The sequence below is a fragment of the Nostoc sp. genome (assembly GCF_036918245.1).
Lineage (GTDB): Bacteria > Cyanobacteriota > Cyanobacteriia > Cyanobacteriales > Nostocaceae > Nostoc.
Map to the genome: position 1 here is coordinate 145883 of NZ_JBALEF010000036.1, position 12387 is coordinate 158269.

Annotated in this window: 8 protein-coding genes; 3 read left to right on the plus strand and 5 right to left on the minus strand. The window is 42.1% G+C overall.

Annotation, left to right across the window (positions count from 1 at the left end; translation table 11 throughout):
- Positions 1-79: 79 nt before the first annotated feature.
- Both V7L12_RS08210 and chlP read right to left on the minus strand, forming a co-directional pair.
- Positions 80-1447, minus strand: a complete 1368-nt coding sequence (locus V7L12_RS08210; protein WP_335083733.1) for a DUF3370 domain-containing protein — start codon at positions 1445-1447, stop codon at positions 80-82.
- 212 nt (positions 1448-1659) lie between these two features.
- Positions 1660-2880, minus strand: coding sequence for a geranylgeranyl reductase (chlP, locus tag V7L12_RS08215; protein WP_322720788.1), 1221 nt, complete (start codon positions 2878-2880; stop codon positions 1660-1662).
- 549 nt (positions 2881-3429) lie between these two features.
- Here chlP and V7L12_RS08220 point away from each other — a divergent pair.
- Entirely contained in the window at positions 3430-4446 is a 1017-nt protein-coding gene (locus V7L12_RS08220) for a sulfate/molybdate ABC transporter ATP-binding protein (RefSeq protein ID WP_335083735.1), read from the plus strand.
- A gap of 139 nt (positions 4447-4585) precedes the next feature.
- On the opposite strand, the gene V7L12_RS08225 is transcribed toward V7L12_RS08220, so the two are convergent.
- Positions 4586-7402: a M16 family metallopeptidase gene (locus V7L12_RS08225; RefSeq protein ID WP_335083737.1), complete on the minus strand. Its 2817-nt coding sequence runs from the start codon at positions 7400-7402 to the stop codon at positions 4586-4588.
- Between the two features lie 364 nt (positions 7403-7766).
- On the opposite strand from V7L12_RS08225, the gene V7L12_RS08230 reads away from it, so the two are divergent.
- Positions 7767-8234, plus strand: a complete 468-nt coding sequence (locus V7L12_RS08230; RefSeq protein ID WP_335083739.1) for a hypothetical protein — start codon at positions 7767-7769, stop codon at positions 8232-8234.
- Between the two features lie 416 nt (positions 8235-8650).
- Here the strand turns inward: V7L12_RS08230 and V7L12_RS08235 are convergent, their stop codons facing one another.
- A complete protein-coding gene (locus tag V7L12_RS08235) occupies positions 8651-8977 on the minus strand; it encodes a hypothetical protein (protein ID WP_335083741.1) in 327 nt (108 codons plus the stop codon).
- Positions 8978-9277: 300 nt separating this feature from the next.
- Here V7L12_RS08235 and V7L12_RS08240 point away from each other — a divergent pair, with 300 nt between their 5' ends.
- Positions 9278-10084: a tetratricopeptide repeat protein gene (locus tag V7L12_RS08240; RefSeq protein ID WP_335083743.1), complete on the plus strand. Its 807-nt coding sequence runs from the start codon at positions 9278-9280 to the stop codon at positions 10082-10084.
- 87 nt (positions 10085-10171) lie between these two features.
- On the opposite strand, the gene V7L12_RS08245 is transcribed toward V7L12_RS08240, so the two are convergent.
- A complete protein-coding gene (locus V7L12_RS08245; protein WP_335083745.1) occupies positions 10172-12238 on the minus strand; it encodes a prolyl oligopeptidase family serine peptidase in 2067 nt (688 codons plus the stop codon).
- Positions 12239-12387: the final 149 nt, after the last annotated feature.

The window sequence follows — 12387 nt, forward strand, 5'->3', positions numbered from 1 at the left end:
TAGCGAGTCCATGTACTCCTACGTCGAAGCAAGCTACGCGCAGTGTCTCTTAGAGAGCATCATTTTGAATTTTAAATCGTTAAGTTTGGTCTACAGTTTGAATTGTCAACATTTGAGGGGGCGTAGCATCAGGTGGGTAGAGAAAATCGACTTCTACCAGTCGCCGCTGTCCAGGAGATATTTTTAATTGAGCCAGCGGTTCTCCCATCTGTCCCCGTTGTTGAACTAAATGCCAATATTGGGTTCTGGGTAAGCCATTATCGTCATTGTAACGAATACGAACTGTGCCTCGGAAAAAGACGGATGGTTGGGGTGGTGAAAAAAAGCGAAGCCCTGGTTGACTTAACTCATCTTCTTTGATAGGCGTTTGGAAAAGTACATTTATAGTTTGCGGCTTATCCGTATTGTTGAATAATGGTAGAGAGATGTTGTATTCAATGCCGTAGTTGCCGTGAGCTTCGTAAGCAGTACCAGGATAACGCGCTATTAGTTTAGCAGTTTGGTTTTGTCCAGTACCCATTTTGCCTGCTAAAAGAGTACTTAAACCGTAGGAAAAAGCTTGTCCTGATTCGGGAATTGTCAGGTATGAACTATTCGAGTCGGTAACTTGTGCTTGCCAACGAGAGCCAACAGCTACACCCGCTACCCGTCCGTAAATTTCTTTTGCCCCTGTAAGCTTATCTGGAGGACTGGGAGTCGGTTCACGCGGCCCAGCAAAATCACCATTTTCTAATAAATTCTCCCATTCTTCTAAAGTGGGCGCTCGTTCGCTACCATCGGGATTGGGTTTGGCAAATATGGCCAGGTTTGCCAGATAAACAGGACGATCGCTATACAAACGTAACAAAGTAGAACGTCCATTCAATGGCGGTGTTAAAGTCCGCACTGGAATTGGATGATTCATTAACATCCGGCTTTGTTTTGGTGGAATTACCAATTGGGCTGGCCATCCTTGTCGTCTGACTCGCAGCAGATCATTCATCACGCGATCGCCTGGTCCAGCATAAATATTTCCCGAATTATTTGACTGCATGGGGAGAAGTTTGATAAAAGGTGCATCAGGTTGACTGAGATAACTAGCTGCTTGCAATATATTGACAGTTGCAGGGCGATCGCTTGGATTGTAAACAATCACTCCCAAATAAAGAGTCCGCAAATCATTTGGCGTCTCAATCGCTCTAGCAATATGGTGAGAAAATAAATCAAACCGTCCCTGAAATGGAAAGTTCAGGTGTGCGCTGGGCACTTTTTTGCCTTGAGGAGGAAATGTAGAGAGCAGAATTCCTTCACTCTTAACTACTTCTGGGTTATTACTGTTAAATACTGGTACTGCATCAAGATGTCCTGTTAAAGGTCTTGTTTGTTGGGGAATGAAGATTTCCTGCGGTGCAGGTGGAGGAGAAGGCGATGCTTGAGCCAAAAACAAATAGGAAATAAAATTAAGCATTTATTCAAAAAGCAATTTATCGCTGAAGTTAAGAATACAGCATCCTAATCTATACCTCCTGCGCTCCGTGACAAGTTAGAGGAAGTTTGCCAAAACTCTTACTAATGCTTGGTCAAAGGCTGGTTGAGCAAGTGGTTAGGGTGAAATTAAAATCCCCGTGTCTTTAGATACGGGGATTTTAATTGTTGCAAATTCCAATATTCCGCACTCAATTAAGGTGCAAGAGCATTACCCCGAATTAGACTACCAATGGTTTTGGCAGTAATTTTCAGTTGGGTGATGGGATTAGCTGGGACAACGGTCTTATACAGATAGCTATCGAATGTTAGCCGCTGAACATCGAGGTCATCACACATTTCCACAAATGCCTCGCGGGTAGCGTCGGAACGATAGAACACGGTTTGCAGGATGTCCAGCACCTTGTAAGTGAGTCCGTATCTTTTATCCCAACGTTTCAGGTAAACCTTGAGGTCGCCTTCTGTAGGAATACGGCTACCACTGTTAGATGCTTCGACAATGGTTTCGGCACACATCCGCCCAGATTTAGCGGCAAAATAAATACCTTCGCCAGAAGACTTGGTAACGTAACCAGCAGCATCTCCCACCAAAGCGATGCGACCGACAACACGACGGGGACGGGGATGTTCAGGAATGGGGTGAGCTTCTACTTTGATGATTTTACCGCCTGCTAGCTTTTCGGAAGCACGGGCGCGGATGCCAGCTTGTAACTGTTTGATGCTGGCTTTATTGATGTGCATTGTACCAGTACCGACAGCTACGTGATCGTATTTGGGGAAAACCCAAGCGTAGAAATCGGTAGAAACGTCATCACCGACATACATTTCGGCGAGGTCGTTGTAATAGGCCATTTTGTCTTCGGGTAAGCGAATTCGCTCTTGGAAGGCGATCGCATAATTGTAATCCCCAGCGTCCATTTCTTTGGCAACGCGGGAATTAGCCCCATCTGCCCCAATAATTAGATCCACTTTCAGAGTTTTGGCAATACCCTGTGATATACCGTCTGTATGGTCAATGTAATGAATGGTATAGGGATCAGTATTGTTTCCTGGTATATCGAGTTTATGAACAGTGGCATTAATTAAATTTGCGCCTACTTTTGCCGCGCGATCGCGCAAAAAGCCATCCAGCACTTCCCGGCGGCACATTCCTATATATTCATCTTCATTTATCAGATTGATATCAACCTCGCGATTGGAAGGCGAAATCATTTTCATCTTCCGTACCCGGCGATCGATAATCTCTGGTGGTAGGTCAAATTCACTCACCATACATAGGGGAATTGCACCCCCACAAGGCTTTGCATTGTCTAGCTTCCGCTCAAACAGGTAGGTTTCAATCCCAGAGGCTGCCAGTGTTTCTGCGGCAGATGAACCAGCAGGGCCTGACCCAATAACAGCAACCCGTAGTGTCAAAGGTCTTTCTCCCAATCTTCACATTTACCGAGAGCATACTACCACGGTCTTTTGGGTGATTTGACGCTTTTCCTCCAGGTTTCTGCACAAATGCAATATTCCTTAATGTTTCGATACGAAAAGCGAGATGGAGAATTTGGTTAATGGAAAATTTATTCCCGAAATCAATAAAGCTATCCTCATCGTCACCACCGGCACAGCGCACACTCTCTCTAAAACTATCTCTGCTCTCAATAGTGCGCAAGGGAGATGTCTCTCTCCTTCCCCTGAAGCAAGAAACACTCAATCAACTCTATGCGATCACCCTTAGCCTTGAACTGGACTCCGTTGAATCTTTTCTAACTGCGATCGCTAGTGGTGACGTAAAACTTACAGGTATAATTTTTTTAACCCCAAGGCTCCTCACGCTTTGCTCCTCATTGTAGCTTTCTTGATCGCGGCAACTGCGGTAGCTAAATCTTGTCATTCAAAAATAACTATGTATGGTATATATAAGACACGGTAATCCTAGCAGGGAACTGTAGATTTAGTTGCAGAGGTACAGCAGCAGTGGGTATAGTAGTTGAGAACGTCTCTAAACAATTCGGGAGTTTCAAGGCAGTCGATCAGGTCAGCTTAGAAATTAAGAGTGGTTCGCTAGTTGCGTTGCTCGGGCCATCGGGATCGGGTAAATCTACGCTATTACGGTTAATTTCAGGTTTAGAAATGCCAGATAGCGGTAAAATCCTACTTACCGGTAAAGACGCTACATACCAAAGTGTGCAACAGCGAAATATTGGCTTTGTGTTTCAACACTATGCCTTATTCAAGCACTTGACTGTTAAGCAAAATATTGCTTTTGGCTTAGAAATTCGTAAGGCACAGCCAAAGAAGATTAAGGGGCGGGTAGAACAGTTACTCGAATTGGTGCAATTGAGTGGATTAGGCGATCGCTATCCATCACAACTTTCGGGTGGTCAAAGACAACGGGTAGCTTTAGCCAGGGCATTGGCAGTAGAACCGGAAGTTTTATTGCTAGATGAACCCTTTGGCGCACTTGATGCTAAAGTCCGCAAAGATTTACGGGCATGGTTACGCCGCCTCCATGATGAGGTTCATGTTACCACGGTTTTTGTCACCCACGACCAAGAGGAAGCAATGGAAGTCTCCGATGAGGTTGTGGTCATGAATAAAGGACGTGTGGAACAGGTGGGGACACCAGCTGAAATTTACGATAATCCTGCCACCGCATTTGTAATGAGCTTCATCGGCCCGGTGAATGTATTACCCAGCACCTCAAAGATTTTTCAAAGTAGCGGATTTGATGCAGCACACCCACAAGTATTTTTGCGCCCGCAAGATGTGATTTTGGAAAAGGTTGCCAACGGTACTACTACTGCTGCGACAGTGAGCCGATTGATACATTTGGGTTGGGAAATTCAGGTAGAATTAACTTTCGATGACGGGCAAGTGGTGATGGCACATTTAACACGCGATCGCTTTAATGACTTAGAGTTAGAACCTCTACAGCGAGTGTATGTGAAGCCAAAGGATGCAAAGTCTTTCCCAGTGTCTTATTCAATTTGAATGAGGCAGGAGGCAGGAGGTGATATTAGCTATCCTAAATCATTCGTGAACAATGAGATCCCCGACTTCTTAGAGAAGTTGGGGATCTTGTTATTGCGATTTTTACTAATCAGATAGGATTGTTATGTATCTGAAATAATTAGCTACCCTTGGTTACACTATCTCCAGGCCCGGTGGTGACAATCACCAGATTTTCTGGCTTAATTAAATCTTCAATTGCCTGTTGCATATTAGCCATAGTAACTGCTTGAATCCGCTGGGGAAACTCTCGGATCTCTAACCGTGAAAGCCCTAAAACAGCATTATCCAAAATGATACTTGATACACTACTAGGATTAGCTAAATCTACAGGGTAGCTATTGGTAATTGAACGTTTTGCTGTGTTGAATTCAGCCTCAGTTACTCCTTGCTCACGCAACTGTTTTAGTAAAGCGAGAGTACTGGCGATCGCTTTTTGGGCATCTCCTGGAGCAGTCTGCATTTGAATCAAGAAGGGCCCCGGATTGATTCCGGCGGCAAAACCACTATATATACCATAAGTTAGACCTTGGCGATCGCGCACTTCCGTACCGAGGCGGCTGGCTAAGGTATCACCACCCAAAATTTGATTTAGCACTAGTGCCGCATAATAACGCGGATCTTTCCGAGAGATGCCGTTGTAGCCGATGTATGTCACAGCCTCAGTTTTACCGGGAATTACTTTGTTTAGTTGTGTCAAAGTTTGCGGAAATGGTACGGTTTGGATTTTGAGAACAGGTGGCTTACCTGTGGCTTGCCATTTACCAAACACCTCATTTAGCAAAGCTTTTACCTTAACTTGATCGAAGTCTCCAACTATTGCGATCGTTGTGGTATCCGGTCGGTAGTGTGTTTGATAGAAACCAAGCAAATCATCACGAGTAATAGTCTTTAAACTCTCGGCTGTGGGAAAGCTGTGGAATGGATGATTTTCAGGATAAATTGCCTGTTGAAATACTTGTCTTCCCAAACCTCTAGGGTCATCTAGCTGGACTTTCAGGCTTGTCAGTGCCCTTTGGCGACTCAGTTCTAACTGATCGACGGGGAAAGTGGCGTTTTCTAACACATCTGCTAGAGTTTGAATCAATATTGGCAGATTTGCTGAAAGTCCCTCACCACTAACGTTAGTTCCCTCGCGGCTAGCACTGAAGCTCAAACCGGCTCCCAGGTCTTCTAAGGTTTTTGCTAGGGTCAGAGCATTTTTAGTCTGCGTCCCATTCATTAAGTTATTTGCAGTTAGATTCGCTAACCCAGCTTTTTGATTGCCATCAAATTCAGCACCAGCGTCAATTTGTCCGCTTAGGTTAATGGTGGGAAGGTTGCGATCGCTCAACAACAAAACCTTCAAACCATTCTTTAAGGTAAACTCTTCTGGTAGTGATTGTTTATTAGAATCTGTCTCTGATGTAGCAGGTGGCAAATATTTTGCTAGTTCTGCTGGATCTACAGGCTTACCAGGGCTGAAATTTTCCACCGTGCGTCCAGAGCCAGCGTTAGAAGTCCCTGGTTTACCATCTGGTTGAGTCGGTTCAAAGAAGCCGATAGTTTGTTGAGCCGGATTGAGGTAAGTTTTCGCTGCTTTCTGGACTTGAGCAGGGGTAACTTTAGCGATCGCAGCCAGATACTTTTCAATAAAATGATAATCCCCTGCGATCGTTTGGTTATATCCCAGTTGATTAGCCTGACTAGTGATATCTTGGTTCCCCAAAATATAAGAAGCTTGCAGTTGCGTCTTCGCTCGGTTCAATTCTTCTGATGTGACAGGCTGCTGTTGCAATTTTGCTAAAGATTCCTGGAGTACCTGGGCGATTTTACCCAACTCTTGACCAGGAGCCGCCGTAGCATTAATTTCATACCAACCCGGTTCGATCAGTTCAGCAGCACCGCCACTCACTGAACTCGCTAGTCCAGATTCCACCAAAGCCTGATAAAGCCTAGAGCTACGCCCACCTGTGAGAATAGCATCCATCAAATCAATTGCCGGAACATCAGGATGTTTGATATCTGGCAGAGGATACACTGCTTGCAGTAATGCTGCACTTCCAGGTTGCTTGAGGACAATCGGCGCTTTTTTCGCAACAGGGGTAGACGGGGAAGCGTCGCCAATGGAAGAAGATGCTGAGGAATTATCAATTGCTCTGCTGGCATTATGGAGTGGCGTATTCTTTTTTGCTCGTTGCGATAACTTACCAAAAGTTTCTTTCACAACTTTGAGTGCAGGTTTTGTAGCAAAATCTCCGGTAATCACCAACGTGGCATTTTCTGGGCTGTAGTAGGTTTGGTAATAATTCCGTACCTGCTCCAGCGTGAATTTTTCTACATCGGCTTTTGTGCCTCCCACTGATAAGCCATAGGCTCGATTGGGGAAAGCAGCTCGCATCACTGCCCGACTCAGGCGATAGCCTGGTGAATTTTCGTACCCCTGTAATTCGGAGATCACCACCCGCTTTTCACTTGTGAGTTGTTCAGTCCCAATTAAGGAGTTTTCCATGCGATCGGCTTCCAGTGTCAGCAGTGCTTCTAATTTGTCTCGCTGCACTGTGCCAAAGTAAGCTGTTTCGTCATAACTAGTAAAAGCATTGAACTGGCTACCCAAAGCACTAAACAACCGTCCAAACTGTACTGGACGGTCATTTGTGCCTTTGAACATCAAATGTTCTAGCTGGTGAGAAATACCATTCTCTCCCTTCACCTCGTTGCGCGAACCAACTTTATACCAAACTTGCACACTCACCACTGGAGCGGTATGGACTTCTTTGGTTAGTACCGTTAAACCGTTGTCTAATACCGTTTTTTGCACTCCTTGGGTGAATGAGAGAGCAGAGACAGGTGTGACTGCTGTTGGTATTGCAGCATTAGTGAAATTGCCTGAGGGGGGCACAATAGTTAAAAGCAGGCTGAGGAAAAATCCTAGAAGCATGTACGAGCGCCGTTTCATAAGCAATATAAAATTTCCAATTTTAAAATAAAACCCCAAAGGGTATTTCAAAATCTAAATCTAACTCAAGTTGCTAGTACACTGTGGCGGAAGTTTGCCTACGATTAACAAGTTTCTCAAGCAATTTGTTTAGTTAATTGAGATGGTAGCTGGATTTACGCCGTTAAATCTACTGAGGGTAATGAGGTTTGTAGATCAAATTTTTACGGAATATCAGAAATCATTGCAAGTATATTAACAACCTTTACAATGTGTTCCATTTTACACGATTTTCGGAATATGATTTTTTAAAATTGGTTTTAGACGTATTGTCATCCCATATAAAGCAGTTATCTCTGTCAAACTAGCAATAACTTTTTGAGATATGCAAACAAGAAACTTAATTGGATCGTTTACATTAGGTATGCTGTTAACAGGAATACCTGTATTATCAGCTAATGCCTCAGAATTAGTACCAAACTTATACCAGTTTCAAGGTAAGAATGTTAGCATTAGTTACTCAACGACAAGCTTTATTGGCAAACCCCTTTTTACCTATAAAGATAAGCAACAGACATTAAATTTTCAAGGTAGTGAGCAGATCCGTAGTGTAGAAACAGAGATTGGTACACTAGTAACTGTAACTATCCGTAAAACAGTAGATACTGGCAATACCGTGTTTCCCTTGATCTTACCCCGTGTAAACCTTGGAAAAAGCAACTCAGCGCCAGTTGAAACTAAGGGAATCACAACAACAAACCTCTTTTCTGTGATTCCTAAATTTAACCAGGGGCAAAGACAAACTTATACCACAATACATTTGACTGGTACAGCCCAAGCTGTCGCGTTTTAACTACACAAGAAGGATAAAAATATTAAACTTTTTGCTTAGATGAAGCAAAGCATTAAGGGTGAAAGTAAATAATTGTTTACCTTCACCCTTTGCCAAGATTAATATCGTGTCATTTATGAAATAGATAATAATTTAAATCAAGTAACGATTATTTTAATTCAGCATCAAAGTAGAATTTATGAATAATTTTAAGATATATTTTAAAAACAGGTAATTTAGGCGATGCCTACGGCGGTAAACTACGCTCTCTCCCCTCTTCTCTAAAATTACCGTTTAATTTGTTTAGGAAACTTAGAAAATAACAAAGATTGTTCTAATTCACCTTGCTGATTATAGAATTTAATTTGACCTTGTTCATTACATAACCATACTTTAATAGCTTGAGCTTCTAAATATAAATTTTTTTTAAATTCAATTTATTCCAAAGTGTTACCAGTTAATTTGACTTCTACACAAATTTCTAGTGCAATAGACGCTGATACTTCATCTTCAATTTGAGAAAATCGTTCTTCTGAACACCAGACAACATCAGCAACTTTCACCGCGTCTAATGTGTTGATAGCACATTCTGGCATTACTTCTCCTATATTCAATAAAGATTCCAATAAACGTTGGATTCTTCCTTGATAAAAAGAATGTTTAATTTTGACTGGACTCATGACGATTTGACCCCATTTATTTAATTCAATTTTGAAGGGTAAATCTTGTAATTGTTTGTGTTCACAAACTTCTTCCCATCTCATAGTTAATATCTGCCTAGAGTGATTGATTGAATTTTAACTCATCTATAGGACTCCGATTTGATTTTTCAAAACATACTGAGGCTGAAAAGCCCGTTTTACCAGGATTTTATCTGAAATCCTGTTCAGAAATCAGACAGGAGTCCTATATCAATATTAAAGACTCACCCTCTGATTCGCAGTCTTAGAGAGAATACAGGACGACGTGACTAAAGTATTGTGTATAGACTATGACTTATGCATTGTACAAAAGAATCATGTTGTATATCAATGTAAATACGTCGTTTCAGGTTTTTATTAATCATGATTATTGAACAAAATCAGCATCGGCTCCTTTGGCGTTTCCAAAAATCACTTTGGGGTGTATTACTCATTAGCATAACTTTGATTCCATTTAGTCTTTTCCTTTGTTTGCTTGGGTTAGTACTCCAACGTGCTGATTATCCTGGAATCATCGCTGTAGTAAGTGGATGTGTAATACTTGGAATTGTTCTATATACAATAATTAATGATACAGAGATTACTACTTACACTTTTGATAAAGTAAAAAATTCTCTTCTCTGGGAAAGACGAAATCGATTCAAAATTGTACACACAAAATCTGTTGAGTTTCCCTGTCATCTTCTTTCAGGTATTGAAATAGAAGATGTCAGTGGTTCTGAAGGGGGAATAGCTTTCTATGCGAGATTAATTTTGGCATCAATCTCCTGGCGCTTTATTCTAAAGTCTGATGGTAGCCATGAGAGTGCTGTAAGTCTTGCCAAAACAATTGCACAGTTTTTAGATATCCCCTATTTTGCTAGCAAATCGGAAGCACCTACTTCAACGCTTGATATGAAAATTATGGCAAACCGAGAACCAGGGCAATCTTCTTGGCAATACCTAGAGAATGAAGTTGAGCTTTTGCGGCAACAGTTAGACGATCATCCTCACGATCCAGACATTCATCAAGACTTGGGGATTTCGTTGTACTATCTGAATAGATGGATACATCGAAAGGAAGCAATTACGCATCTGCAACAAGCGGAAAGATTATTTGAGTCTACAGAGGATAGCGATCGCGCCGCTATTGCAAGGATAATGGCAGCACTTGTAAGTTGGAACTACTGAATATTGGGAAAAATTTTTTGTGGGAATTTATTATTGATTTAGTTAGTTTAGCCTCGTAAGGTAGGCAATACCCACCTTACAAAGTTGCTAAACTTCTACATTCAAAGTCCGCACCAAAAAAGCCCATTTGTCTGCGGCTTCTTCGATAATTTTAGCCGTGGGTTTACCTGCGCCATGTCCTGCTTTAGTCTCAATTCTAATTAGCGTTGGCGCATTACCTGCGTGAGCCTCTTGTAAAGCTGCGGCAAATTTGAAACTATGAGCAGGGACAACGCGATCGTCATGATCGGCTGTGGTAATTAAGGTTGCTGGGTAAGCTGTATCTGGTGTGATGTTGTGTAATGGTGAATAAGCATACAGCGCTGGAAACTCTTCTGGATTATCTGCTGAACCATATTCGGAAGTCCAAGCCCAACCGATGGTAAATTTGTGGAAGCGCAACATATCCATGACGCCGACTGCTGGTAAAGCTGCACCAAACAAATCGGGACGTTGCGTTATACAAGCACCTACTAATAAACCGCCGTTACTACCACCTGCGATCGCTAGCTTCTCAGTCTTAGTATACTTGTTAGCAATCAACCACTCAGCAGCGCCAATAAAGTCATCAAAGACATTCTGCTTTTTATCTTTTATTCCTGCTTGATGCCATTCTTCGCCGTATTCTCCACCGCCGCGGATATTAGGCATAGCATAGACACCACCCATCTCCATCCACACCAACAGACTCACAGAAAAGCCAGGCGTCATTGAGGCATTAAAACCGCCATAAGCATAGAGATAAGTAGGGTTATTTCCATCTAATTTAATGCCCTTTTTGTGCGTAATAAACATTGGTACTTTCGTACCATCTTTGCTGTGATAAAAGACTTGTTTTATCTCGTAATCATCAGGATTAAAATCTACCTGTGGTTGACGGAAAAGCTCACTTTTTCCTGTCACCATGTCGTAGCGATAAATAGTGCCTGGTATGGTAAAGCTGGTAAAGCTATAAAAAGTTTCAGTATCATAACGCTTACCCCCAAAGCCACCTGCTGAACCGAGTCCGGGTAATTCTATCTCTCGAATAAACGCACCTTTGAGGTCAAAAATTTTGATTTGACTGTGAGCATCTTTGAGGTAATCAGCAACGAACTGATTATTAAGTATACCGACACTTTCCAAGGTTTCCGCAGATTGGGGAATAATTTCTTGCCAATTTTCGGGTGCAGGGTTTTTCGTGTCAATCGCAATCACTCTTCCCCTTGGTGCATTTAAATCTGTGCGAAAATAAAAGACACTATCATCATTGTCTATAAAGCTATAATCTGCCTCAAATTGGTTAATTACTTCTACAACTTCCGCATTAGGGTTAGTTAAATCTTTGAAGAAAACCAAATTTTTAGAGTCAGTACCTAGCCAAATTGAAATTATTAGATAGCGTCCATCTTCAGTAACGCCACCACTAAAACCCCATTCCTTTTGGTCAGGACGATGGTAAATTAAAACGTCTTCTGATTGAGGTTTACCTAGTTGATGATAGTAGAGCTTTTGATAATAGTTGACATCTTCTAATCGAGTTTTTTCATTTGGTTCATCGTAGCGACTATAGAAAAAACCTTGATGATCGTGTGTCCAAGATGCACCAGAAAATTTAATCCACTTCAGGTGGTCTTGGAGGTCTTCACCAGTTTCAACATCACGTACTTTCCACTCTTGCCAATCAGAACCAGAAGAGGATAGACCATAAGCTAAAAGTTTACCATCCTCGCTAATCGATAATCCCGAAAGAGCAACAGTGCCATCTTCTGAGAGTTTGTTGGGATCGAGTAAAACTTTGGGTTGGTCGTCGAGAGTTTTCAAGGTGTAAAAGACACTTTGATTTTGCAGTCCGTCATTTTTGAAATAAAAGTAGCGGTCGCCTTCTTTAAAAGGGATACCATATTTTTCATAATCCCAAAGTTTGGTAAGGCGCTGTTTAATTTTTTCCCTAGCAGGAATTTCACTCAGGTAGCCAAACGTAACTTGATTTTGTGCCTCAATCCAAGTTCTTGTTTCTTCAGAGTCAGGATCTTCTAACCAACGGTAAGGGTCTGCAACTAAAGTACCGTGGTAATTATCAGCTTGATTGCTCTTATGGCTGGTTGGGTAAGTGAGATTTTCAGAAGAAGGCATAGTCTTAGGTCAAAGTGCTTCTTTACATACTACAAAGATAGACCCAAGACTTGGGGTATACACTCTAATTGTTCTCAAAGAGAAAGCCCCGGCTTCTGGCGGGGCCCATACGTGCTATTGATGTCTATAGAACAATTGTACTACAAGAA

What these genes read in the sequence shown, in the direction of transcription:
- V7L12_RS08230 (WP_335083739.1), top strand. Translation starts at nt 7,767, where the DNA reads ATGCAAACAAGAAACTTAATTGGATCGTTTACATTAGGTATGCTGTTA.
- V7L12_RS08240 (WP_335083743.1), top strand. Translation starts at nt 9,278, where the DNA reads ATGATTATTGAACAAAATCAGCATCGGCTCCTTTGGCGTTTCCAAAAA.
- V7L12_RS08235 (WP_335083741.1), bottom strand. Translation starts at nt 8,977, where the DNA reads ATGAGATGGGAAGAAGTTTGTGAACACAAACAATTACAAGATTTACCC.
- V7L12_RS08245 (WP_335083745.1), bottom strand. Translation starts at nt 12,238, where the DNA reads ATGCCTTCTTCTGAAAATCTCACTTACCCAACCAGCCATAAGAGCAAT.
- V7L12_RS08210 (WP_335083733.1), bottom strand. Translation starts at nt 1,447, where the DNA reads ATGCTTAATTTTATTTCCTATTTGTTTTTGGCTCAAGCATCGCCTTCT.
- V7L12_RS08225 (WP_335083737.1), bottom strand. Translation starts at nt 7,402, where the DNA reads ATGAAACGGCGCTCGTACATGCTTCTAGGATTTTTCCTCAGCCTGCTT.